Raw genomic sequence first — 23,701 nt, 5'->3', positions numbered from 1 at the left:
AATGTGGAGCGTTTTTTACATGATTTAGATTGAGAATGCCATGGCTTATTGCTCCTTTCCTCTACTTGGAAGACAGGAGCCTGTTATATCCTCATCTTTACAATTGATAAAAACGCATGGCATTGTCACCAAACAGCAGACGACGTTCTCTCTCGCCCCACGCTGGAGGAAGAGCTTCTTCAAGCACACTCACCACTTGATCATAACTTGCTGCCAGCAGGCAGACGGGCCAATCCGAACCAAACATGATCCGCTCAGGTCCAAAGGTATCAACAATATGCCTGATGTACGGTACAAAATCCGTGGGCTTCCAGTTGTCAGGATCTGCTTCCGTCACCAGACCGGAGATTTCCAATAGATACCCGGATGCGTCGAAAGGCATGTAATCTCACTGGCCCAACCATCAAACTCACCTGCTGCAATATCCGGTTTGCCCATATGGTCCAATGCACCCCGCAGTCCGGGAAGCTGCTGCAACATAACGTTTAGCGCATTTAACTGGTCAGCACGTACCAATAAATCCACGGGCATGTCTTGACGAGCGTATTCTTCCATGGCTTGTATAAATTCAGGCTCCAGCACCGCATTAGCATCCGGCATATCCTGAATCATTAACCGGAAACCGATAAGTTTCGGAAACTGAAGTCGTAGCCGATTGAACTGTTCCCGGTCAGCAGCATTCAGAACATCGAGCCATCCGACAACGCCCAATGCTGACTCCTCGTTCCGCGATAGTTCAAGTAGAAATGCCGTCTCCGCCAAGGTAGGCGCGGCCTGAACAATGATTGAGCCTTGCAGTTGATGCATCTGAAAAAGCGGGTTCAGATCTTCGGGTACGTAATCACGATATAGGATGGGCAACTCTTCCGTAATCCAGCCATAATCGCCACGCGCAATATTCCAATAATGTTGATGGGCATCCACTCGCATGTCATTCTCCCCTTATATGTAAATTCGTGCTATACAGGCTTTGCCAAATCAAGCTTAACCACAGTACTTCTTTTTGAAGTCCGATGGGCTCATACCCACTTTTTTCTTGAATACATCGCTGAAATACGAACGTTCGTGGTATCCCACCGTAACAGCGACTTCCTGTAGTGACATGCCTTGCAAAATAAGCTTTTTAGCCACTTCGATCCGTTCGCTGACGACAAATTGCAGCACCGATTGACCCGTCACTTTTTTGAACAGATTGGAATAATAGCTGGTACTCAAATGGACCTGTTTGGCATAATCCGCCACGGATTCATTTAAATGCAAGTGTTCACGGATGTACCCCAAGGATTGGTTAATGACCACATGGGCCGTTTCTTTTTGCTTCTGCCCGAGGCTCTCGCAGAAACGATAACATATCTCGGCGACAATCCGCTGAAGCCCGGTAATGGAATCGTGTTGTACGTTAATTGTTCGAGCTGCTGATCAAAAAAGTGAATATCTTCCTGGCTCAACTCCTCCTGAAGGGAATTGCGCAAACCAAGCATGAGTTCAATCCAGAATACTTTGATTTTCTCGGGAGTGGGCAACGTCTGACTGTCCTTCCATTCTCCAAAAATGCTCTCCAGCACATCATTAATTTTACGGGTCACTCCTGAACGAAGAACATAAATAAGTTCCTGCTCTTTCTCGGAAGAAAACTTGATATTAATAGGCGCATCATGCTCCATGTCGGGATAGGCAAAAACACTGTTGCCCCCGGTGTAGAAGGTATACGAGAGCGCAGCAACAGCCTGCTGATAGGTTAGTGGCAATTCATGAATGTGCTCCACACATGAACCTACGCCGATGGACACCGTAAATCGGGTGTTTCGCTCCACATTTTCACGACATGCCTCCGCAATCTCAAGCATTCCATAGATGTCGGCGTCTTCGTTATCGTTCACAATGCAAACAAAGCGATTATAGTCATCGCGAAAAACAACTGCAGGGGCATACTTGGCTATCGTTTCCTCCAAAATATTGAGCAGTGAAAAGCGCTGCAGCTCCACCACGTTGATTGGAGCCTTACTGGAAAAATTCGTATTGATCTCTACAACCAGAATGGAGAAATACGTCTCCTTCATGTTCACATTCAGGAAATTCCATTTTTCCTGCACGACGGCTGGATGCGCCGAGTAACGAACGAGCAGATTCAAATAATCCTGACGCAGCAAGGGCAAGCTCTCTCGTAATTTTCGCTCCACGTCCATTAAATGCACCCGATTTCGCCGCTCCTGCTCCAATTGCTTCCTCGCCCGACCAATCGTCTCAATCAGCTCGTCTGGTGTAAACGGCTTGAGAATGTAATCGAAACCACCCAGATTGAGGACCTGCTGGGCATAATTAAAATCGGAATAACCACTGATAAAAATTAATTTCGAGCCTGTGACTTTCGCCTGCTCTACCATTTCAATTCCATTCAACTTGGGCATACGGATATCTGTAACGATAATATCAGGTTGCGTGTCCTGAATAAGCTTCAAACCGTCAAATCCATTATACGCTGTTCCAACAATTTGGATGGAATGTAACGGACGTTGCAGATCATGTCGGTTATTCTACGAAGCAACTCAATCGCCTTTTTCAACAGGCCTTTCAAAAAACACCGCTGCAATATATACAGCTGGCCCGATTGAAAATGGCTCATCTGTTGCTGATTGATCATCCGGGGATGTCTATTAATTACGTAGCCGATTGTGTGGGGATGGAGCCGGATTATTTCGCCAAACTCTACTGCCGCTTGTACGGGTGCACCCCTTCTGACTCACGAATACCGTTTGTTTCCAGTTCTACACGTCGCAGCAAGACCGATATAAGCCGTGCTGGCCGAGGAGATGGTGGACGATCCCGCCTGTGTCCATGTCGATCCGTCAGTCGAGATATAACCGGTTACCGTGTTGCCCTTACGAACAGCCTTGACCCAATATGGCGCTGCTTGTGTGGACGCCGTATTTGAATTCGTAGCAGCACCTGGAGCCGTCCGGTTTTGGAAAACGGCTTGTGAAGGCTTAAGGGCTACATATACATTGCTGCCAAAGCCTAGCAACGACTCGCGAACCATTACCCCTGCTTTCGCTGAAGAGTAGGTGTTGGTTAAGCTGACGACACGGGCAATAATGCTTCCGTCTCCCTTCAGCGGGACGTAAGCAAAACGAAATTCATCCGTCTTGTTCCAAACATCATTTCCCGACGCTTTCAGCGTATAGGTTCCTCCGCTGTAGGAGAAACTGCCTGCAACACCGACACTGCCGATATCGGAGGACAACAATGGAATTTGGCTGCTTGTGGACGAAAGGGTGCTGCTTTGCAACGAGCTGCTTGCTGAAGAAAGGTTTCCCTTTGCATCATAAGCACGAACCGTGTAGGTATACGTTGTGCCAGCCAGAAGACCTTTGTCCGTATAGTCCGAAGACGAGGAGGAGCCTACCAGCGTACCGTTAACATGTTCTTGTCCTTCCACACTTACTCGGTAATCGGTACAAGTTCTTGTCCTTAGCTTGGGACAAGTTTGGATTAACATTAGAATTTTCTTCCCTTAAGTCAAGATTATTCATTTTATTTTCCTTTCAACTTTTCTATATGGGATACTACATATCTTTCTTTCACCCTCTTTATTTTTATCGGTTCTTAATTACTTTTCTAGCATGGACATGATTCTGAACAACAATGTTGATATTTGAGGTTAAGTTTGGAGTTTTTCTATAGAATCCATTGCTACTAATGGATAATACCGAATTGAAGACTGTAAAGTGACAAAATGATGAACAAAAAAGTTTTTATATATCACGTGATAGCTCTGTTGAGCCATCTTCTAATTCGAAAGGCTCCGGTATACTTAAAAAGTATTTTATTCAGTTAAGAATGGAGTTAGATGATGAGAACGATGCCCGCAGAACATTCAAGCTCTTCTACACCCGAAATGAAAAGAAAAGAATCATCCTTAGTACGCCAGACCATCTATCAATCCGTATGGAGGTGGCATTTTTACGCAGGTATTATTTTTGCGCCTTTTTTAATTATTTTAGCTTTTAGCGGCGCCGTCTATTTATTCAAACCTCAGATTGAAGGCCAGCTGTACAAAGATATGTTGACGGTCCGTGAAGTCGGGACAACACCGATGGCACCAGAGAGTATTGTCGGGAAAATAGTCAAAGGTTATCCCGGAACGGTGGTATCCTCAATCACATTGGAAAACAATAGGGAGTCTACTTATAAGCTTTCCGTCACTAGTGATGGAGTTTCTAAGACGATGTACGTGGACCCGTATACGGGGCATGCGCGCGGTGCGATGGATAGCAGCAAGACGTTCTCTGCCTTTTTCAAAAAAATGCATAGTGAGCTTGTGATCGGTGGTACGTTCGCGAACCGACTTGTCGAACTTGCAGCATGCTGGGCGATTATCCTAATTTTAACGGGACTATTTCTGTGGTGGCCTAGAAATAAAGCTTCCATATGGGGAACGATTTTACCACGACTTAGTAAACCGGGAAGCCGCCTCTTTTGGCGTGATTTACATGCTGTCCCTGCCTTCTGGTTATCTCTCCTGATTCTAGTGATTATCTTAAGTGGCCTTCCTTGGTCAGGGATACTTGGCGGTCAGATCGATAAATTAGCCAATTCGACCAATACGAATACGCCTCCCTTCGCCTACAGCTTTGGAGAAAAACCGGAATCCGTTACAGTAGCAAAAGATATTGCCGAGGATCTGCCTTGGGCAGCCGAGAATGTTCCCGTACCCGTTTCAATGTCTGGAAAGTACGTTCCGCTTGGACTCAACGACATTGCCCTTATCGCAGATGATCAGCGAGTTATCAAGCCCTATACCATTACCTATCCTGCCGGAGCAACGGGTGTGTTCACCGTATCTACTTCCCATTCCAAGCCAGGTCACAGCGCCACACTTCATATTGACCAATACAGCGGTGCGGTACTGACCGATGTTCGCTTTGCGGATTATGGAATTATGGCCAAACTTATCTCGTATGGTATCGCCTTTCATGAAGGCAGACTATTCGGGCTGGCTAATCAACTTCTGGGTTTGCTTGCTTGCCTGGGATTGATACTCGTTTCAATTAGCTCTTACGTCATGTGGCGCAAGCGAAAGCCTTCAGGTAAGCTCGGAGCACCGTCTAAACCGAAAAATCAAAAAGTAACAATAGGTGTGTTGATAATCATGCTGATTTGCGGCGCCGTCATGCCGCTAGTAGGCTTGTCCATTTTAATCGTGCTTGTTCTTGATCTATTCATTCTCCGCAGAATCAAGTCGCTCAGGCACTGGTTCTCGATTTAATAGGCGAAGGAGTTATATATGAACATAAAAATATATCGAATATACACATGCACATGGCCTATACTGCTTATTGTGTTGCTGTGCGGATGTACTGCCAAGCTTGCAGAAACCGATGAGAATGGCCTTCCACCTTATATTAGCGTGGATCTTCAATTACCTGAAGAACTCAAAATAGGTAGCTCTAACGTTTTTTCAGCACAAGTGTCCAAACGTAATGTACCGCTAGAGCATGCAGAGAAAGCAGAATTTGTTATATGGCCAGAGAACGACAAGGATGCTGCTGTAATTATTCAAGCAGATGAGCCCTCCCCCGGTTCGTATGAAGTTTCTTATGTTATTGAAAAAGAAGGGTTATATGTTGTGCAATCACGTATCCAATTCGCTGATGCTCAGGTTATGCCAACCAAACGTTTTGCTATTGGAAATCAAGCCATAGAGCGTCTTGCACAGCTTGAGAGCGATCAACACACGGATGTGCCTGCTCCAGCAGCTGGACATCATTAAACCAACAATCCCTCCTATCCCCCCTACTTTAACCTTTATATGATCCTGGGTACCCTTACGACAAATATTCCATAAAAAAAGAAGTCGCTAATATAGCGACTTCTTAACCTGCTCAAGCTTCACTCTGCACATCTAATCTCTTTATCTTAAAGAAGAATCTTGCTATAGTTTCATCCTTTGCAAACGCAGAGAATTCAATACAACCGATACGGAACTGAAGGCCATTGCTGCACCAGCAAGCCAAGGGGCCAAGAAACCCAGGGCTGCAATCGGAATGCCAATGACATTATATGCAAGAGCCCAGAACAGATTTTGCTTGATATTGCGCATTGTTCTTCGGCTAAGCTCGATGGTATCCGCTATACTGTTCAGATCCCCACGCATCAGCGTGACATCCGCAGCTTCCACCGCAACATCTGTTCCAGTTCCAATCGCCATGCCGATATCGGCTACAGCCAGAGCAGGAGCATCATTAATCCCATCTCCTACCATAGCCACTTTCTGTCCAATTTTCTGAAGGTTTTGTATTTCTACTGCTTTACGCTCCGGAAGCACTTCAGCCAGTACGCTCTCGATACCCGCTTGTCTAGCCACTGATCGCGCTGTGCGCTCATTATCTCCTGTCATCATAATGACATCGATACCCATGGCTTGGAGCCTGCGGATGGCTTGTCTTGACGTGTCTTTGATCGTGTCCGCAACGGCAATCATGCCAGCCCACTGCCCATCTACGGCTACGAGCATCGTGGTCTTTCCCTGCTCTTCCAGATCAGCCATCTGACTAAGCGCTTCTCGTGGGACGGCTACATGTTGATCGGTGAGAAGACGTCGTGTACCGATGAGAACGTTTTGGCCCTGCACAGTGGCTTGTACCCCGTAGCCTGGCATGTTCTTAAAGTGCTCAGACTTTGGAAAGACCTTCATTCCTGATGCTTTAATCCCTTCGACAATCGCTTCAGCCAGTGGATGTTCAGAGCTTTGCTCCACCGCACCCACTAGATTCAGAAGCGCCGTTTTTGTCCAATTAGAAGCGGTTTTAACGTCAGTGAGAACCGGTTTACCATTAGTCACCGTGCCTGTTTTGTCGAGTACAACTGTCTGAATATCCTTTGCGGATTCTAAATATTCGCCACCTTTGAACAGAATGCCGTACTCAGCTACACGCCCGGAACCCGCCATAAATCATGGCTGCTTGATTAATGTCATGTAGGACCAAAATAATGGTAAGACCTTGTTCGCTATTCAACCGTTTAATCAGTTCAATGATTTCGAGTTGGTGATGGATGTCTAGATAAGAAGTAGGCTCGTCTAATAACAAAACAGCAGGCTGTTGGGCCAGTGCCATCGCGATCCACGCCCGCTGGCGTTCCCCTCCAGACAGACGATCTACTGTTCTTTCTGCTAAATCCATTAAATGAGTAAGTGAGATGGCTTGATCAACAATAGCAAGATCTTCTTGATTTAATTGTTCAAATTTACTTTTATGAGGGAAACGGCCATACTCGATAAGTTGCCTAACTGTTACCTCAGGATTACTCTCATGGATTTGCATTAAAAAAGCTAACTCTCTTGCAAATGCTTTTCTGCTCCATGTATTGATATCCCTATTCTTAAATAGAATCTCTCCAGCCGTAGTCTGTATTTGCTTTCCCAGTGCTTTTAATAGTGTACTTTTACCACACCCATTGGGACCAAGAATACTATGAATTTTTCCCTCCTCAAACGTAAGGTTTAGAGCTGAAATGATTTCATTTTCATGATATCCAATATGAGTATTCTTCGTCTCCAGTGTCATAATGTTCTCTTCTTTCGTAACAAATATAAGAAAAATGGAGCACCTATCACACCCATAATAATACCCACTGGCAGCTCAATTGGTGCGAAGGCAATACGGCCAATGGTGTCAGATAAACACAGAACCGTCACTCCCAGGAGTGCTGAAGCAGGAAGCAATATCCGATAATCATTCCCTACAAGCATCCTGGCAGCATGAGGTACGATTAATCCCACAAAACCGAGCATGCCCACGATACTTATTGCACTTGCAGCAAGCAAGGCGCTTAGAGCAATAAACCATAAACGGTACCCCTCTGTATTTAATCCCAGTGATTTCGATTCTGAATCCCCCAGCAACAGTACGTTCATTCGTTGAGCACTTAATAGTGCCAAAAGCAATCCAATAATGCTGTATGGGATGATCGTCTCAACATGTCCCCAGCTTTTAGCAGACAGACTTCCTACCATAAAGGAAACCGCGCCTTGTATACGATCACTATAAAAAGTGTACAGTGCGGAGACCCCGGAATTTAAAAAAGCAGATGTTGCTACCCCGGCAAGAATTATTCTCATTGGAGAAACGCCTCTATCCCAAGCAAGTAAATAAATTAACAAAGCTGAAGCCAGCGCTCCAACAAACGCAACTGGTACTAACAAATGTGAGAATGCCGGGAAAACCAGCAACATGGTGGTTCCAAATAACCCCGCACCAGAGGAAACACCTATGATGTGGGGATCAGCCATAGGATTGCGCATAACTCCTTGTAATAATGCGCCTGAAAGTGCTAGATTTATACCCACAAATACGGCTACAAGTGTACGTGGCAATCTGATATTCCAGATAATTGTGTAATAATCAGAACTTGTATTTCCGAATAAAATACTTAGAATAGACCGTACATCCACGGAGACAGCTCCAAAGCCTAAACTAATGTTGATACTAAGTATGGCGAAGCTCATAAAAAGTCCAATAATAAAGAGCTTCCAGCTCAGTTTGTTTTTAAAGCCGCTATTCTTAATCATAAACGTTTAATTAGGTTGACTTGCAGCAATCAAGTTTGCCATATATTTATAGGATTCGGCAACATCAACACCAGGAGCAATTGCAAATTTGTGTTTAGGAAGAAAAAACATTCTGTCATTTAAGACAGCTGAAAGTGATTTCCATGCTGGATTCGATTTAAAATTTTTCTCAATCATTGCTTCAGCTTCCTCATTCGTTGTATGAGAAAGAATAAAGAGATAATCAGGATTAATCATTACCATCTCTTCCATGCTAAATGGAATATATCCAGCAAATGCTTCTCCATCTATGGATACTGTAGCATTACGAAGCTTTAACTGATCCGCAATATCTATAGCTATGGTTGAACTTTGCTCAACATATGCAGTGTCTCCCATGACAGTTAGTATGGCATAGGTCGGCATTTCTTTCTGATCTGGAATCTGCGCAATCGTTTGATTGATATCTGAGTTCATTTTATCTACAAGCTCTTTGGCTTTTTGTTCATTACCCGTAATTTTTCCCATCAAAATCGTATTCTGTCTTATGTCCTCGATAGATTGGGTATTCAAATTTGCTAAAGGAATGTTAGCTTCTTTGAACATTTCTCTCAATTTCCCATGGTCAAAGCGCTGACCAATCACCAAATCAGGCTTTAATTCGAATACCTTTTCCATACTAACCTCGTGCATCAATCCTACCTTCGGAACGTCTTTCGCTTCTGCAGGTGGATCAATGTTAAAGGGAGTCGGTACTCCCACTGCTTTTCCTCCAACTTGATAAAAGGAATGCAGTATCTGCTCATTCAAGATAACGATCTTTTGAGGTTTTTCCTGAAGTGTAACGATTTCCCCGTCAAAGTCTTTGAAAGTTAGATAAGGTTTAGCTGAATCATTTGCCGCAACATTTTCTATGTTCCCTTGTTGTTGTGAAGTACTTTGGCAACCACATACAATTAGAATTGTGACCAAAATACTGATTATGAATTTGAATCGGTGCTTCATCATTGTTATCCCCTTTGATCGTTTTCTTAAATTTTCACTCAACAAACCTAAGTCTATGGTAAATCATGTGAATAAATATATGCCTCAACTGAGCTATTTTTTAGCTAAGTGAGAAGAAAAACTAACAATGAATGAAATAACAATGAAGCTCACACCTATTGTCTGTTCGTATTCCAAACCAGTCCTTGCTCAAGAGCGTAACGTGTTAATTGCACCCGATTTTGTAACTGTAGCTTCTGTAAAATATTTTTCAAGTGGTTCTTCACGGTGTATTCGGATATGTCATATTTCCCTGCAATTTCTTTGTTCGTCCATCCTTCAGCCACCCCATATAAAATATCCAGTTCTCGGGTCGTCAGCTTAACTTCGGTTTTCTTCTTTTCTGTTACATTGACTTCCTTCAGGATCTGATAGGCAACATCTCTGGACATGGGGGCTTCCTCATTAATGATGGAATGCAGATATTCAAGCCATGTCGTGGGTTCCAAATTTTTGAGCAGATATCCTTGTGCTCCTCTTTTTAGCGCTTCAAGTAGATGAATCATATCATCCGAAACCGTAATCATGACTATTTTCACATAGGGAAAACCGAGCTTGATTCTCCGCGTTGCTTCGAGTCCGTCCATAATGGGCATTTGAATATCCATTAAAATGAGATCGGGAAGCCACTTTTCCATGAAATCAATCGCTGCTTGTCCGTTGTTTACCTCACCAATAATTTCAAAATGATTGTCCAGGCTCAAAATTTCACGAATGGCCTCCCTTGCATGGGCGTGATCATCCACAACCAGTACTCTTGTTGGAGTCATTGTCATATCAATCCCCCTTTTTGAATCTCGACGATGGTTCTTCCATCCTTACGATACATGTTCATGATCCAACCCATCTCGTGACAACGCTCCTTCATAATTCGTAAGCCAAATTTATTTTTCTTTACAAACGGATCACCCTCAAACCCTTTACCATTGTCTGATATAGTGATTTTCCAGCTGTGACTCATGCCGATGGCCTTTATGGAGCCCTCGGTTGCTAACGCGTATTTATCCATATTAATGAGTGCCTCGCGTATACAAGCTAGTAATTCTATTTGTTCTTTATCCGTCTGACGATGATCCTCCAGTTCCCAGCGAATCTGGATGGGTGTACGAATATCTTTGGAAATCGCATGTACTTGCTTCACCAGTGATGGTGAGTTTTGATTTCCATCTGCTGTCTCGTCACGATCAAGTCGAAGATTTGTGATGGCTTGTCTGACATAGCGATTAACTTCATGTATCGTTTTACGAATAGACAAAACGTTTTGTTCTTGCTGCTTCATATCGTTACCGGATTCAAGCTTTTCGGCTTTAACGGATAACAAAAATAGAGATTGTGCAATCCCATCATGGAGCTCTCTCGCTAACTCTTCTCGTGCTTCAAGCGCGGCTTTGGCAGAACGTGCGTTTTCCAATTCCTTTTGGATTCTTTCAAGCATTTGAAAGAGCCTGGTCAACAGTGTGATACTAACAATATATACCAAAACAGGTGTTAGCCAGTTGCCCAAATCCATGGAGATATAGGGAAGTAAAAATTGATGTCTAACATATTCCCATATCGCCACGGTGATCGTTGGAATAAAGAGAATCATCCATTTAATCTGTTTATATGACATAATTAATTCCTCACAATCTTGTGTACATGTTAAGAGAAAAGTCGTTCATGGCTGCAAAAGCGGTACCCATATCCCCACAACGTTTGAATAAATTTATTGCCGTCAGCATGATTGGAAAACAATTTCTCACGTAATCGTTTGATATGCGTATCAACCGTCCGTTGATCATAAATTTGCTGGCGGGATGACTTCCATACTTCTCTGAGCAACTCTTCTCTGGAAAACGCCTTCTCCTGGTTGGTGACCAAAAAATATAGCAAGTCATATTCTTTAGGGGTGAGATGAACTTCGTTACTTTGAACCATCACTCGCCTACTTGTGGGTTGGATCAGAATTTCTGAGATCAGAATTTCATTGCCTGATGAGGCTATGAGATCGTTCAAGCGCACGCCTTGGACTCGACCTATAATGGCTTGGATACGAAGTAAAACCTCCCTTGGGCTAAAAGGTTTGGAAATATAGTCATCGGCACCTGCCTTAAAGCCTTCAATACGGTCTTTTTCTTCCGTACGACCCGATAACATAACAATGGGGATGGAGTCATTGTTAAATCTCATATATCTACATATCTCTAGACCGCTTATATCAGGTAGCGACCAATCCAATATAACCAAATCATAATGTCCATGGTTCATGTTGTAACAATGGATGGCTTGTCCGCCACTTGCAGCTTCATCGACAACGAAGCCTTCCTTCTCGAAGTATTTCTTGAGTAACATTCGTATCCTAGCTTCATCATCTACTATTAGAATTTTTTTTACGGACATGATTAATCGTCACCCCTCCATCTCCACAGAGCTGCAAAGCAGATTCTTACATATGATTAAGCATAACCTCATATGTATTTGAGTTGAATGGCTCTGCTGGGCTATTCGAAGAAATGAAATCACTAAAATGTAGACAAATCATGAATCTGTTCACTTATATTTCTATTAAGTTATCGGATGGAAAAAAAGTACTCCCCATGATCAATGAGATCATGGGGAGCACTCTTATAGCATCAGATAATATAGATCAATTCGCCATGTTTTTTCTGAGCCAGTACGATATGTGCATCAGTGCTGTCTAACTAGACGAGTCTCGCTGACTTTGGAATCTTAACATGGTAAAAACGAAAAAGCCGCTAAAATAGCGTCTGTTCTTGTCCCTCGACATCTGAGGACAAGAACATTGTTCCTCAAAGTATTTATCAGACGACACTTCTTCATTTTCTGGATGGTGATATTCGTTGGAACTTTTCTCAGCAAAGTTGTACTATTTCTTTTAAATGTGCTCTTCACAGCAATTCAACCTCCTTTTTTCACTATTAAAAAAGGAAACCCTTATGCACGAGTATCCAGACATAAGGTATCTTTTCTTTACGTGCCGCTGTACAGGGTCAGCTACAATTTGATTTCACTAATTCTCGCTTTTTCTTTCGCAACAACATTGTTAGGAAAAGGAGAACGGGAATAATAATTTGGAAAATTGGCCAAATTCGAACTAAAGCTACATTGAGACCAAACCACAAAAAATCGGTTAGCCTCGGTGAAAGAAATGTTAGAGCATATATTATTATGCTCAGCAAAATTAATGAGGGCTTGTATCTAAGGGGAGTTACGGTCTGTAACCCAATGACAGCGCCAAACATAAACCCGGCTGTTTTTATACCCGTTCCAGTAAATAAAATCATTGCAAATAAAACATCTGCTCGTTCGATGATATTAGGAACCTCTATAAGCTGAGTTACTTCAAATAACGGATAAGTACTTGAGTTTGCAAACTCCGGGCCGAGAATAAGGATAGACAGTTCATTTACGATCATCAAAAATACAGCAGTGATCCAATATACAATCATAATGGAGCGCTTTAGTTTTCGCTTATCACTAATAAATTTAAACAGGACTAGGAAAAGTATCGTTTGTCCAAATGGGAATGAAATAATATCAGGTATGGCCGCCTTCAATACGGGACTCAAACCGTTCTCCAATATAGGAAACAGAAATTCAATGTGAATTAGTCCCCTAAACGAAACTAATATCAGGATTGCACCATAACCAAGCACCATCATTAGCAGAAATAAGTGGCATAAGAGAAACCAGACCCTCGGGCCGAACCATACGACATCAGCACAGACAACGATTGCAATAAAAATAACTACTGCTGTAGGCGTTTGATTTAACAATGTCAACGTACCGAGCTCACCTATATCTCTAGCTGTTCTGGAAGCTTCATAAGAAAAATAACCAATGAACAGAAGTCCTCCCAACGTACCCAGCCATTTTCCCCAATAATGACGTAGAAGTTCAAATAAATCCTGCTGGGGTTCTAGCTTGTGTATGAGAAGATACATGGTAAGCAAAACGAAACCACCGAGTGCTCCGATTAGCATAGCCAACCAGGCATCCTGCCTGGCTGGGGCGCCTAATAAAAATAAAGTTGAGCTACCAACTTGAAACAAGGAAAATGCGATGGCCACTCCGGATACGCTGGCAACCGTTTTGCTCATATATAAAGTCCTTTCTTCGAATCCCTAATTAGATTTACCGATCCATATGCTTTAACTGTAGACCTGGGCGCTGAATTTGTGTATTTACCTGAATATCAAGTTCCATCTTTTTAAATTCTTTGCCCCAATCTCCCTTTACGTTTTTCCACTCTTCAGGGAATTTACGATGAATCCGATCAGCGAACCCCACAACATCAATCCCTAGTGACTGAAGCCTGCTCCAACCTTTTGTGATAATTCTGTATACTTCCTTAGATATTTCAGCTTCCAAATTTCTAACTGTCTTAACATCAGAAACATCTTGTGGACACACTAATTCCATTAAAGTTCCATCGACCTTCACATTCACATGCATTGTGTAATGATCTCCTGACTTATCAGCTTTAAGCTTTGTTTTTGCCGAATGAACTTTTAAGGAGGAATACATTTTTTCACCAGATTGTTCAGAGCAGGGATATGAAATCTCAGTTTTTTTAATCTTATTCGTGAGATAAGATACTCCCAAGCTTTCTTCTTCATTAAGAAAACCTTTAAGTTTGCCATTCTGAATAACGGCTAACTTTGTTAACTGAAATTTCAAGGGACTTGAAGTTTTCTTAAACACATCCAAGTTTTCAGCTTCCTGCTCAGTTTTATGCTCCTTATCCCCGATCAGGCCAGCAACGGGTATGCCGATTGATTTTGAATCAGAGTTCATACTCAATACCAAATCGTATATTCGAACGTTAGGATACACGGAGAATAATTCCTTCTCATTCTCTATCAAGCTATATACGGCAGCTCCCTGGAGCTTGTCAGGTGGTAACAATTTTTTTATCATGTCAGAAGCAAGACCATCGATTATTACAATGCTCACCAATTCCCTTGCTTCTGTATTGCGTATATAAAAATCGATTAGATTCGCCAATCCATTCTCGGCAGCTTTTTTTCCAATGTATATCACTCGATTATGTCCTAAATATATACGACGTGAGGACTCCATATGGCTGTAAGATAGAGCTTGATTGAAGGTTTTTGCCTTCATAGAAAATACATGAGATGCCGGCTGAGAGGCCCCTCCTGATGCCCCTCCTGTACCGAGAGCAATAGCTGATGGAACAATGATTTGATAGGACAGGAGAAAATGACCATCATCCGTTGCGTCTACTCCTGTAGCTGATGTAACCCATAACTCATTAAGCTCGATCCTGTTCCAGCAGCCTGTCAGAACAAATAACATTATGAAGAGCAGGATATACTTTATTGAACGTACCATCTGTTCCCTCCTTAGGACATAGGGTCACGACCAAGTTCCCCTGCCTCTTCAGCAAATGATTTCTGTTCAGTTGATTGCCTGATTTCATTGGAATCAACAATCATGGCTGGTCTTTTCTTCATTTTCCACCAAGGCACACGTATAAATAGATCCTTCATACTACTTTTATTGAAAGGTGCAAGTGGCATCATATAAGGTACACCAAACGACTCCAAGGCCACCAGTCGCACCATCATGGGAATAATTCCTGCCAATACTCCATATAAACCGAAGCTGCCTGCCAGCAGCATTAGTGCAAACCGAAGCAAACGGATAGACCCAGCTATGTTGATTGCAGGCAGCACAAAATTGCTGATAGCTGTAAAGGATACTACAATGACCATAGCCGCAGAAACTAAACCAGCCTGAACCGCGGCTTGTCCCAGAACTAGAGCCCCTACAATGGAGATCGCTGGTCCGATTGCACGGGGCATTCGTATTCCTGCTTCTCGAATAACTTCGAAGATGAGCTCCATCGTGATTGCTTCAAGAAGCGCTGGTAAAGGTGTATTTTCCCTTTGAGCTGCGATGGTAACCAGAAGTGTTGTAGGTAACATTTCCTGATGAAATGTGGTTGTGGCAATAAATAAGGATGGCAACAAAAGTGCGACGAAGAATGAAGCGATACGGATGAAGCGAAGAAATGTTGCCAAGTCATAACGTTGATAGTAATCTTCACTGGATACAATAAAATGAAAAAATGTCACAGGCGCGATTAATACAAAGGGAGTCCCGTCAATCAAGATGGCCACTTGTCCTTCTAATAGACTGCCTGCAACTGCATCTGGCCGTTCTGTATTAAACATGGTGGGAAATCGTGACCAAACACCGTCTTGGATATATTCTTCAATATATCCGCTTTCTAAAATACTATCGGTTCTAATAGAACCCAAACGTCTGGATATTTCCTCTACGACATTCGGATTCGCGATTCCCTTAATGTAAGCTACCGATACTTTTGTTTGCGTATAATCTCCAATATTTCTTGAGTCAATATGAAGGTCAGCTGACTTAATCTTTCTTCGGAGAAGCGATATATTAGTGGAAATATCTTCGGTAAATCCTTCTTTAGGTCCTCTGAGTACCGTTTGTGACGTGGGCTCTTCAACAGCTCTTTTAGCACCACCACTGATGGAGGCTAGAAAACCTCTCGAGCTGCAATCAACCAGAATTGCAACCTGCCCATTTAAAATGCCATTCATTAGCTCTTCTTCATTGTTTAGAGATATTATTTTACCGATAGGCGTATAATTCTCCATCCAACTTTCAGTATTCTTCTCTGATATGAAACCATTTTGAATGGCTTCTGTTAGATCTTCCAAGAATATTGTCAAAACTTGCTGATCAATCAAACCATTAATATAACTTACAGCTACTATTGAATTTCCCGTATGTGTATTCCAACTTCGGAGCACGAAATCAGTACTATGTCCCAGTCTCATCTTTAGTAGATCCAGGTTATCTTTTAATGAGAAACTCAATCTCCGGGATGACTCGGATCTATTTTTGGTTTTGACATGATCAGAAATTTTATTCGACGTATTGGTTGTTGATGGTTTCTTCAATAGCCAACTTGTAAACTTTCGAGTCACATGAAATCTTCCCCTCAAATTATCAGTCAAAAAGTAATATGCTAATATTTGTTCATATTTATACACATTAACCTCATGGTTCAGAGCATCGTAATTCGATTCAACACTTTAATAAGACAAAAGGAGCCGATCATATGATCGGCTCCTTTTGTCTTATTAATCATTAGCTTGATGATTAAAATTCCTATTAGTGTATAACTTCTTTAACAAGCTCTTTTGCACCGGTTTAATATTAATGATACTTCTAATGCCTTTTGCCTTCAGTTCAGCATCCTCTATTGAATTGGCTAACCCTAGCTCTAATAGAAAGCCAGCTGCAACAGTTCCCGTTCTACCCTTGCCTCCACCACAATGAAAGGCAACCTTCTTGTCGGCATTATATGCTCCAACAACCTCATGAATGGCTTGTTTAAAAAGCTCGGCTTCATGTTCTTTCGTATCGTCATCAAGTGGAATCTTCACCCACTTCACATGATCTGCTGGGTACGCGCACTCTGTTGCTTCTTCCCTAAGATCCACCACGACTTCAATGCCTTCGTTAAGAACCATTGCCTTTACATCGGCAGCTCCGCCCATAAAAACTTGTTCAGCAATAAGTGCATGGTATTTCTTTTCGGCATGATCCATTTTACTTACCTTCTTTCAAGAACTGCTCGATTCGAGCTTTAATTGAATCGCGGACCTCAGCGAATGTAGCTGTGATTTCTTCCTCTGTACCTGTCGCCTTGGCTGGATCATCGAAGCCCCAGTGCCATCTTTCAGCTTTGTCATTACGTACAACGGGACAATTATCGTTGGCATGACCACAAAGCGTGATGATGTAGTCTGCTTGTTTTAAAATCTCAGGATCAATTACATCGGATGTATGACTCGAAATATCGATTCCAGCTTCTTTCATCGTTTGAACCGCACGAGGATTTAAGCCATGCGCCTCTAATCCTGCACTTCTCACCTCATATTTGTCACTACCAAGTGCTTTTAAAAATCCATCGGCGATTTGGCTTCTGCAAGAGTTTCCTGTACACAAAAAGTAAACAAGTGGTTTGTTGTTCATGATTATTGATCTCCTTTATCTTTGGTATGGCTTACTTGTATTTTGGCTTCACTCATTTTTGATTTTGAGTTAATCAACGTTTTTATGACCATAGCAATAACAACCAATGCTACTGTGATTACGGCAATCATTAACCAAACGTTTATATTTGTTGAATGAATCAGGTATAGCCACAGATACAGTCCTGTTAACGTGATAAAGAGCGTTGGGATGGTGAGCACAATCCCGATTTTGAAATAACTACTCCACGTGATTTTTACATCTTTGCGGGACAGTACATGTAGCCACAAAAGTGTGGCGAGCGATCCAATCGGTGTGATTTTTGGACCCAAGTCACTGCCGATAATATTGGCATAAATCAGTGATTCCCGGATGACACCCTGCGTGCTGGTTCCATCAATAGCAAGCGCATCAATCATCACCGTCGGCATATTGTTCATAACCGAAGACAATACTGCAGCTAGAAAGCCCATACCAAGTGTGGAGATGTAGAGCCCCTGGTCCGCAATAGCTTGAATGACCTTGCCAAGTTCGTCCGTCAATCCTACATTTCGCAGTCCATAAACGACAACGTACATACCAATGGAGAAAATCACGACTGCCCATGGAGCCCCTTTAATGAGCTTCCAGGTTTGAATAGCGTGACTCCGCCTTGCAGCTAAAATAAACAACACCGCTATAACACCAGCGATAACAGACACCGGAACTTGAATGAACTCGCTCATCAAGTACGCTACCAGCAGCACGGCTAAGATCACCCAAGATATGTTGAACAGTTTCTTATCCTTGATCGCTTCGGCTGGCTTTTTGAGCTGACTGACTTCGTAGTTCCCTGGAATACTCTTTCTAAAGAACAAGAACAGGACCAGAAGGCTTGCCAATATTGAAAAGAAATTCGGAACAATCATACGACTTGCATACTCCACAAAGCCAATACCAAAGTAATCGGCAGAAACGATATTGACGAGGTTACTCACGACAAGCGGAAGTGAAGTTGTATCTGCAATAAAGCCACTTGCGATGATAAAAGGTAAAATCATCTTTGGATCAAATTTGAGCGCTCGGACCATTGCAAGCACAATAGGCGTTAAGATCAGTGCGGCACCGTCATTTGCAAAGAACGCTGCTACTCCTGCTCCAAGAAGCACAACATAAACGAACATCAGCTTGCCATTACCTCTTGCGAGCCTTGCCATGTGTAGAGCGGCCCATTCAAAAAATCCGATTTCATCTAATATCAGTGAAATTAAAATAATAGCTACAAAAGCAAGCGTGGCGTTCCATACGATTCCTGTGACCGTACCTACATCGGATAGACTCACTACTCCAAAAAGAAGTGCAAGGACAGCTCCAGCTGACGCTGACCATCCAATATTAAGCCCCATAGGTTGCCAAATCACAAAACTCAGTGTAAGCAAAAAGATTAATATCGCGATAATGGTCATGCTTCCTCCTGAGGACCGCAGCAGTTATTCAATCCTGCTATTTTATCTTTCATGGATGGCAGATACGGATACACACACTGAACATATGCTTCTGCATCTGGATTAAGAGAGTAGTACACCCACTGCCCTTTTTTCTTTTCATTAAGGAGACCGGCTGCCTTTAGTTTTCGAAGATGCTGACTGGCGTTTGGTTGTGACATGCCAATAATGTCTGTGATATCGCATACACAAAGTTCCTGTTCCTGAAGTAGCGCAATGATGGTCAAACGTGTTTTATCAGCTAATAACTTATACGCCTCAGCCATCTCCTGAATGTTTTGTTCCATATGTACCCCCCTGTGATTGATCTTGTCGGCTTCATTTAATGATATAAGCATATAATAAATCACTTATATAAGCAATGACGAATATAAGGAAGTTTAGGGCACCAAAAAAGTCGGCAATAAAGATTACTGACCTTACTCTCGAACTAAAAATTCACATGTTGACTTGATAAAATAATGACCGTCTTGCATCTTAACTATATCCTTCGTTTGATACTCAATGACTCCACCTTGATCTACCTCAAGAATAGTTTTAATCACCAATTATAACACCCTCCTGAGATTCGTTAGCTCACAATCTTTTCACAAGCGATTGCACAGCTTTTTTCGCATCTTTCCCTGAGCCTCGAATCGTCGCAGAAGCAAAAGAGGTCTGCCACGGTATACCTACAAAATGAATTCTTTCATCGCTTTGTTTTAAAGGTACACCTGATGAGTCAAGAATGTTCAATCCACTAAGATATTCGAAATTCGGAATATACCCTGTCGCAAAAATAACGGTATCCACATTTTCACGAGTCTCATCTGCCCACACTATCCCATTTTCCGTAAACGCTTTAAACATCAGTTTGGCATCGGGTTTACCTTGATCCATAGCATTTTTATATATACCGGTATCAAGGACACCATCACTGCTTTTTTGTAATAATCGTTTGCCCCAATTGGATTGATCAAGCCTAAGTATGGTTAGCCAAAAGTGAATATCTTTCCCTGCAATGACCTGCGGCTTGAATTTAATCGGGCTTCTGGATGCAATCGTTACATGCGCCGTCCTAGCAAGTTCAACCGCTATTTGGATCGCCGAGTTTCCGCCTCCAACAACAATGATCCGTTTGTTTTTAAACTCTTTCTCATTTCGGTAGTCCTTCGCATGAAGCATCTCCCCCTTAAATTCATGCATGCCAGGAATGTCTGGAATATGAGGATTTACGAATGCCCCGCTTGCACAAATGATGGACCGTGTACAAAACTGTTCTCCCCTTGAGGTACGGACTGTATAGATATTACTTTCCTTATCCACTTTGATTACTTCTTGCCCTGAGTGTATTGGAAAATTGTATGTAGCTGCATAAGACTTTAAGTATCGAACAACCTCATCTCTGCGCGGATAAACATGTGCACCGCCTGGAAATGGGAGTCCTGGCAATGAGGAATACGGTGCAGGTGAGAACAACGTTAAGCTATCATAGTAATTTGCCCATGATCCTAAATGCTCTTCACTTTTTTCAAGGATGATAAAGTTCCGTTTAGCTTCCTGTAAGTAATAGGCTGCTGCCAAACCGGATTGACCACCACCAATAACGACGCAATCATAAATCATGTTTTTCAATTTATTTTCTCCCTCCTTCTATAAAAAGCTACTGCATCACGATTGTGATGCAGTAGCGCTGAATTCTTGATTATCCGCAGCAGGAATTTGATCCTGCTTTTTCCGTTTTTGAAGGTGAGCAGCAATCCGAAGATGCTTCCTTCACCTGAGCCGGTTCACAGCAGCTGTCCGCGCTACTCGCACCTAAACTACAAACCCCCGTCTCCGGCAGTTCCAGTTCTACTTTTTGTGCTGACTCCATATCTCCCACTAATGCAGCTACAATGGATCTGACTTGCTCATACCCTGTTGCCATTAAGAAAGTTGGCGCTCGCCCATAACTTTTGGCACCTACGATATAAAAGTCCTTTTCTGGTTGTCGTAGTTCTTTTTCGCCATGTGGTCGAACTGTACCGCAGCTGTGTACATTGGGATCAATTAATGGCGCAAGCTCATAAACACATTCTAAGCTTGGGTCCGTTAATACCCGTACTTCTCGCACCATCGATAAGTCAGGGCGAGAACCTATGTTACCTACAATTTCATCGATGTGATCAATAACCACTTGTTCATCTTTAATGGTTCCGGAAACCTGGATCTGTTCACCTTGTTTTTGAAGTTTTTCAATATGGAATGCCGTTAGGACCTTTACGGCACCGGATTCAACCACTTTTTGAATTCGAGTACCCAGTTCCCCCCTTGCCTGAAGCCCATCTAGTTCTCGTCCGCCATAAACATCCTCGATATTTGCTTTGCGAACAGCCCACACAATCTCAGTTCCTGATTCTTCTTTTTGAAGCTCTACAAGTTCAAGCAACGTGTTAATCGCAGAATGTCCGCTTCCAACAACAAGCACCTTCTTGCCGCTATACCGATTTCTCTCTTTTCCTAATACCGCAGGAATACCATATGAAATGTGACTATCAAGGGCTTTTTCCTCTTCAGAAAATATACCGTCTGAACGAAGCGGGTTAGGATTGGACCATGTCCCCGTTGCATCGATAACAGCCCGCGCTTCATAAATAAACGAAGATCCGTTTTGTTCAACATGGATCACAAACGGTAGTTTCTCACGTCCACTTGTTTTCACTTTGCTTAACCCTTTGCGACTGATCGCAGTAACTTTCGTATTCAAATGCACATTTGGACTTAATTCAGGCAGCGCAGCCAAAGGTTTTAGATAATGCTCAACAATTTCCTTACCCGTTGGGATCTTTTCGTTTTGTGGAGCAACCCAATTCGTCTTTAGCAGCAACTCTTTAGCAGCTTTATCGATGTTATATTGCCAAGGCGAAAACAGTCGTACATGTTCCCATTTGCGAATGTTTGCCCCCACTTCATCTCTAGCTTCAAACAACATAAACGACTCACCTTTTGAAATGAGTTGTGCGGCTGCCGCAAGACCAACCGGTCCAGCTCCAATAATCGCAACAGGTAATTTGCCCTTCTCTTGTACTGGTGCTTCGCAGCAGCTCACTTGGTTCACAGGGATAAGTTTAATCATTTTAGTTTCCTCCTCATAATTAGTTGTATTTTGCAAGTATTATATTAAATAAATGGGATAAGTATTATCCCAGTGGTGTACAGCATACGCTGGATTTCGCCATACTTTCGTTTAGCAGTTTGACGGCGTTAATGACCATATCCCGTTCAAACTCAGACATATGCGAAAAGACTTCTTTTAAATAATCATTCATCTGCTCATCAATGACTGTAGCAACAAACTTACCTTGTGTAGTCAAGGATAGTATGTAAATCCGTCGATCTTCAGGTAAGGGCGTTTTTTGAACCAAACCCAACTTTACGAGACTTTGAACCTGGCGGCTAAACGTCGTGATGTCAATGGAGAGTGCATCTGCCACTTGCTGAATGGATGGATTATGCTTACGATCAATTTCAAAAATGATGTGACTTTGAACAAGCGAAATATCTAGGCCTCCAGCGGTGCAACAGTTTTTATCCAATAATCCAAAACGCCGTGTCATGATCTGAAACATCTCTCTTACGTTGTTTTCCAATGACCTCACCTCTTGTTATAGTTATACCCTCATTATTTGCAAAATGCAAATGTTTTTTTATTTTCTGTCCCCCTTCCCATTTTGGATAACATTATGATATATAAACATATACAAACCAAAACGTAGGAGTGACCAACATGATAATTGTACGGCATGCTACTGAAGTGGATCTGGGAAGCATTCTAACTATCTATAACCAAGGTATTGAAGATCGGATTGCCACGCTAGAAACAGATATAAAAGATGAAGCTTACATGTCTGAATGGTTTAATAAGCACCAGGGCCGTTACTCGGTACTTGTAGCCGAACAGAACGATCAAGTGGTCGGATGGGCTTCTATCAATACGTATAACCCAAGAAGCGCGTATGACGGTGTCGGTGACCTCTCCATTTATATTTACCGTGATCATCGTGGCAAAGGGGTTGGAAAACAGTTACTTCAGAAATTAGAGGAAATCGGTAAGCAGAATAACTTTTATAAGTTTGTTCTTTTCACCTTTCCATTTAATACGCTAGGTCAGAGCTTATATCATAAAGCTGGATACCGAGAAGTAGGTGTATTTCAGAATCAAGGCGTTTTAGAAGGGAAATTTGTAGATGTGATGGCTATGGAAAAATTATTATAAGTATCGCGAGCTGTATTGATTTTAGAATACTAGGTTTTCGAATTACTTGAACACGATACATTAAACGTTAGTATAATGTATTGAAGGGCAAGACTTCACTTAGATATACGTCTAATCGGTAATAAGAACATGTTCTTGTCCTAAAAAAACTTGTTTTATAAGGAGTTTCTTAGTTGGCGACTTTATGTCATTCTACAGTGGTGAATATTCCCAATTGTCCAATTAAGAAAAAGCTTCCCCTGAAGGAAAGCTTTAGCGAGTAATTGCAATATCTCAGCCCCAGCCTGCACCATGTCCCATTGTCGTAACCGCATAGTAAACAGTCGGGCTAGATCTTTTTTTTGTTAG

At 42.4% G+C, this 23,701-nt stretch carries 22 protein-coding genes and 3 pseudogenes; 4 read left to right on the top strand and 21 right to left on the bottom strand.

The window, feature by feature from the left end; translation table 11 throughout:
- Positions 1-97: 97 nt before the first annotated feature.
- The 3 genes and pseudogenes from Q9R46_RS10785 to Q9R46_RS10775 all read right to left on the bottom strand — a co-directional run bounded on the left by Q9R46_RS10785 (position 98) and on the right by Q9R46_RS10775 (position 2,492).
- Positions 98-930, bottom strand: a pseudogene (locus Q9R46_RS10785) (amidohydrolase family protein).
- Positions 931-984: 54 nt separating this feature from the next.
- On the bottom strand, positions 985-1,260 hold the full coding sequence (locus Q9R46_RS10780) for a helix-turn-helix domain-containing protein (protein ID WP_311280035.1): 276 nt from the start codon (positions 1,258-1,260) through the stop codon (positions 985-987).
- Complete coding sequence (locus Q9R46_RS10775; RefSeq protein WP_311281002.1) at positions 1,251-2,492, bottom strand: response regulator; 1,242 nt, start codon at positions 2,490-2,492, stop codon at positions 1,251-1,253. The genes Q9R46_RS10780 and Q9R46_RS10775 overlap by 10 nt, the downstream gene beginning before the upstream one ends.
- Between Q9R46_RS10775 and Q9R46_RS28570 the strand changes: the two are divergent.
- Positions 2,468-2,731 (top strand): annotated as a pseudogene (locus Q9R46_RS28570) (helix-turn-helix transcriptional regulator); the annotation flags it as partial. The gene Q9R46_RS10775 and the pseudogene Q9R46_RS28570 sit on opposite strands and share 25 nt — an antisense overlap.
- Positions 2,732-2,740: 9 nt before the next feature.
- On the opposite strand, the gene Q9R46_RS10770 reads toward Q9R46_RS28570, so the two are convergent.
- On the bottom strand, positions 2,741-3,496 hold the full coding sequence (locus Q9R46_RS10770) for a fibronectin type III domain-containing protein (RefSeq protein WP_311280034.1): 756 nt from the start codon (positions 3,494-3,496) through the stop codon (positions 2,741-2,743).
- A gap of 354 nt (positions 3,497-3,850) precedes the next feature.
- Here Q9R46_RS10770 and Q9R46_RS10765 point away from each other — a divergent pair, with 354 nt between their 5' ends.
- Both Q9R46_RS10765 and Q9R46_RS10760 read left to right on the top strand, forming a co-directional pair.
- Positions 3,851-5,266 carry a PepSY-associated TM helix domain-containing protein gene (locus Q9R46_RS10765; RefSeq protein ID WP_397386377.1) on the top strand — a complete coding sequence of 472 codons (1,416 nt, stop codon included), beginning with the start codon at positions 3,851-3,853 and terminating at the stop codon, positions 5,264-5,266.
- 18 nt (positions 5,267-5,284) lie between these two features.
- Positions 5,285-5,770, top strand: coding sequence for a FixH family protein (locus Q9R46_RS10760; RefSeq protein ID WP_311280032.1), 486 nt, complete (start codon positions 5,285-5,287; stop codon positions 5,768-5,770).
- 162 nt (positions 5,771-5,932) lie between these two features.
- Here Q9R46_RS10760 and Q9R46_RS10755 read toward each other — a convergent pair.
- The 17 genes and pseudogenes from Q9R46_RS10755 to Q9R46_RS10675 all read right to left on the bottom strand — a co-directional run.
- Positions 5,933-6,949 (bottom strand): annotated as a pseudogene (locus Q9R46_RS10755) (heavy metal translocating P-type ATPase); the annotation flags it as partial.
- Positions 6,924-7,565 carry an ABC transporter ATP-binding protein gene (locus tag Q9R46_RS10750; protein ID WP_311280031.1) on the bottom strand — a complete coding sequence of 214 codons (642 nt, stop codon included), beginning with the start codon at positions 7,563-7,565 and terminating at the stop codon, positions 6,924-6,926. The pseudogene Q9R46_RS10755 and the gene Q9R46_RS10750, both read right to left, overlap by 26 nt.
- A complete protein-coding gene (locus Q9R46_RS10745; RefSeq protein WP_311281001.1) occupies positions 7,562-8,506 on the bottom strand; it encodes a FecCD family ABC transporter permease in 945 nt (314 codons plus the stop codon). The genes Q9R46_RS10750 and Q9R46_RS10745 overlap by 4 nt, the downstream gene beginning before the upstream one ends.
- Before the next feature lie 69 nt (positions 8,507-8,575).
- Positions 8,576-9,556, bottom strand: coding sequence for an ABC transporter substrate-binding protein (locus Q9R46_RS10740; protein ID WP_311280030.1), 981 nt, complete (start codon positions 9,554-9,556; stop codon positions 8,576-8,578).
- Between the two features lie 152 nt (positions 9,557-9,708).
- The gene (locus Q9R46_RS10735) at positions 9,709-10,362 is read right to left on the bottom strand and encodes a response regulator (protein ID WP_188591889.1); all 654 of its coding nucleotides are present in this window, start codon (positions 10,360-10,362) and stop codon (positions 9,709-9,711) included.
- Positions 10,363-10,364: 2 nt separating this feature from the next.
- Positions 10,365-11,204: a sensor histidine kinase gene (locus Q9R46_RS10730; protein WP_311280029.1), complete on the bottom strand. Its 840-nt coding sequence runs from the start codon at positions 11,202-11,204 to the stop codon at positions 10,365-10,367.
- A gap of 29 nt (positions 11,205-11,233) precedes the next feature.
- The gene (locus tag Q9R46_RS10725) at positions 11,234-11,971 is read right to left on the bottom strand and encodes a response regulator transcription factor (protein WP_311280028.1); all 738 of its coding nucleotides are present in this window, start codon (positions 11,969-11,971) and stop codon (positions 11,234-11,236) included.
- 611 nt (positions 11,972-12,582) lie between these two features.
- A complete protein-coding gene (locus tag Q9R46_RS10720; RefSeq protein ID WP_311280027.1) occupies positions 12,583-13,692 on the bottom strand; it encodes a GerAB/ArcD/ProY family transporter in 1,110 nt (369 codons plus the stop codon).
- Between the two features lie 34 nt (positions 13,693-13,726).
- Complete coding sequence (locus tag Q9R46_RS10715) at positions 13,727-14,947, bottom strand: Ger(x)C family spore germination protein (protein ID WP_311280026.1); 1,221 nt, start codon at positions 14,945-14,947, stop codon at positions 13,727-13,729.
- An 11-nt stretch (positions 14,948-14,958) separates the two neighbouring features.
- Complete coding sequence (locus Q9R46_RS10710; RefSeq protein ID WP_397386376.1) at positions 14,959-16,515, bottom strand: spore germination protein; 1,557 nt, start codon at positions 16,513-16,515, stop codon at positions 14,959-14,961.
- A gap of 219 nt (positions 16,516-16,734) precedes the next feature.
- A complete protein-coding gene (locus Q9R46_RS10705; protein WP_311280024.1) occupies positions 16,735-17,205 on the bottom strand; it encodes a protein-tyrosine phosphatase family protein in 471 nt (156 codons plus the stop codon).
- A gap of 1 nt (position 17,206) precedes the next feature.
- Positions 17,207-17,632, bottom strand: a complete 426-nt coding sequence (arsC, locus tag Q9R46_RS10700; protein ID WP_176475961.1) for an arsenate reductase (thioredoxin) — start codon at positions 17,630-17,632, stop codon at positions 17,207-17,209.
- 2 nt (positions 17,633-17,634) lie between these two features.
- Positions 17,635-19,077 (bottom strand): arsenic transporter, encoded by a 1,443-nt coding sequence (locus tag Q9R46_RS10695; RefSeq protein ID WP_311280023.1) that lies wholly within the window; start codon positions 19,075-19,077, stop codon positions 17,635-17,637.
- A complete protein-coding gene (locus Q9R46_RS10690) occupies positions 19,074-19,403 on the bottom strand; it encodes an ArsR/SmtB family transcription factor (RefSeq protein WP_311280022.1) in 330 nt (109 codons plus the stop codon). The genes Q9R46_RS10695 and Q9R46_RS10690 overlap by 4 nt, the downstream gene beginning before the upstream one ends.
- 289 nt (positions 19,404-19,692) lie before the next feature.
- Positions 19,693-20,721, bottom strand: coding sequence for a flavin-containing monooxygenase (locus tag Q9R46_RS10685; protein WP_311281000.1), 1,029 nt, complete (start codon positions 20,719-20,721; stop codon positions 19,693-19,695).
- A gap of 79 nt (positions 20,722-20,800) precedes the next feature.
- Complete coding sequence (locus Q9R46_RS10680) at positions 20,801-22,213, bottom strand: NAD(P)-binding domain-containing protein (RefSeq protein ID WP_311280021.1); 1,413 nt, start codon at positions 22,211-22,213, stop codon at positions 20,801-20,803.
- A 64-nt stretch (positions 22,214-22,277) separates the two neighbouring features.
- Positions 22,278-22,706, bottom strand: a complete 429-nt coding sequence (locus Q9R46_RS10675) for a MarR family winged helix-turn-helix transcriptional regulator (protein WP_311280999.1) — start codon at positions 22,704-22,706, stop codon at positions 22,278-22,280.
- Positions 22,707-22,864: 158 nt separating this feature from the next.
- On the opposite strand from Q9R46_RS10675, the gene Q9R46_RS10670 reads away from it, so the two are divergent.
- Positions 22,865-23,353, top strand: a complete 489-nt coding sequence (locus Q9R46_RS10670; RefSeq protein ID WP_311280020.1) for an arsinothricin resistance N-acetyltransferase ArsN1 family A — start codon at positions 22,865-22,867, stop codon at positions 23,351-23,353.
- The last annotated feature ends 348 nt before the right edge of the window (positions 23,354-23,701 follow it).

The sequence above is a fragment of the Paenibacillus sp. RRE4 genome, from assembly GCF_031844205.1.
Taxonomy (GTDB): Bacteria; Bacillota; Bacilli; order Paenibacillales; family Paenibacillaceae; genus Paenibacillus; species Paenibacillus xylanexedens_B.
This window is presented reverse-complemented; position numbering and strand designations above follow the sequence as displayed.

What these genes read in the sequence shown, in the direction of transcription:
- Q9R46_RS10770 (WP_311280034.1), bottom strand. Translation starts at nt 3,496, where the DNA reads ATGTTAATCCAAACTTGTCCCAAGCTAAGGACAAGAACTTGTACCGAT.
- Q9R46_RS10765 (WP_397386377.1), top strand. Translation starts at nt 3,851, where the DNA reads ATGAGAACGATGCCCGCAGAACATTCAAGCTCTTCTACACCCGAAATG.
- Q9R46_RS10760 (WP_311280032.1), top strand. Translation starts at nt 5,285, where the DNA reads ATGAACATAAAAATATATCGAATATACACATGCACATGGCCTATACTG.
- Q9R46_RS10750 (WP_311280031.1), bottom strand. Translation starts at nt 7,565, where the DNA reads ATGACACTGGAGACGAAGAATACTCATATTGGATATCATGAAAATGAA.
- Q9R46_RS10745 (WP_311281001.1), bottom strand. Translation starts at nt 8,506, where the DNA reads ATGAGCTTCGCCATACTTAGTATCAACATTAGTTTAGGCTTTGGAGCT.
- Q9R46_RS10740 (WP_311280030.1), bottom strand. Translation starts at nt 9,556, where the DNA reads ATGATGAAGCACCGATTCAAATTCATAATCAGTATTTTGGTCACAATT.
- Q9R46_RS10735 (WP_188591889.1), bottom strand. Translation starts at nt 10,362, where the DNA reads ATGACTCCAACAAGAGTACTGGTTGTGGATGATCACGCCCATGCAAGG.
- Q9R46_RS10730 (WP_311280029.1), bottom strand. Translation starts at nt 11,204, where the DNA reads ATGTCATATAAACAGATTAAATGGATGATTCTCTTTATTCCAACGATC.
- Q9R46_RS10725 (WP_311280028.1), bottom strand. Translation starts at nt 11,971, where the DNA reads ATGTCCGTAAAAAAAATTCTAATAGTAGATGATGAAGCTAGGATACGA.
- Q9R46_RS10720 (WP_311280027.1), bottom strand. Translation starts at nt 13,692, where the DNA reads ATGAGCAAAACGGTTGCCAGCGTATCCGGAGTGGCCATCGCATTTTCC.
- Q9R46_RS10715 (WP_311280026.1), bottom strand. Translation starts at nt 14,947, where the DNA reads ATGGTACGTTCAATAAAGTATATCCTGCTCTTCATAATGTTATTTGTT.
- Q9R46_RS10705 (WP_311280024.1), bottom strand. Translation starts at nt 17,205, where the DNA reads ATGGATCATGCCGAAAAGAAATACCATGCACTTATTGCTGAACAAGTT.
- arsC (WP_176475961.1), bottom strand. Translation starts at nt 17,632, where the DNA reads ATGAACAACAAACCACTTGTTTACTTTTTGTGTACAGGAAACTCTTGC.
- Q9R46_RS10695 (WP_311280023.1), bottom strand. Translation starts at nt 19,077, where the DNA reads ATGACCATTATCGCGATATTAATCTTTTTGCTTACACTGAGTTTTGTG.
- Q9R46_RS10690 (WP_311280022.1), bottom strand. Translation starts at nt 19,403, where the DNA reads ATGGAACAAAACATTCAGGAGATGGCTGAGGCGTATAAGTTATTAGCT.
- Q9R46_RS10685 (WP_311281000.1), bottom strand. Translation starts at nt 20,721, where the DNA reads ATGATTTATGATTGCGTCGTTATTGGTGGTGGTCAATCCGGTTTGGCA.
- Q9R46_RS10680 (WP_311280021.1), bottom strand. Translation starts at nt 22,213, where the DNA reads ATGATTAAACTTATCCCTGTGAACCAAGTGAGCTGCTGCGAAGCACCA.
- Q9R46_RS10675 (WP_311280999.1), bottom strand. Translation starts at nt 22,706, where the DNA reads ATGTTTCAGATCATGACACGGCGTTTTGGATTATTGGATAAAAACTGT.
- Q9R46_RS10670 (WP_311280020.1), top strand. Translation starts at nt 22,865, where the DNA reads ATGATAATTGTACGGCATGCTACTGAAGTGGATCTGGGAAGCATTCTA.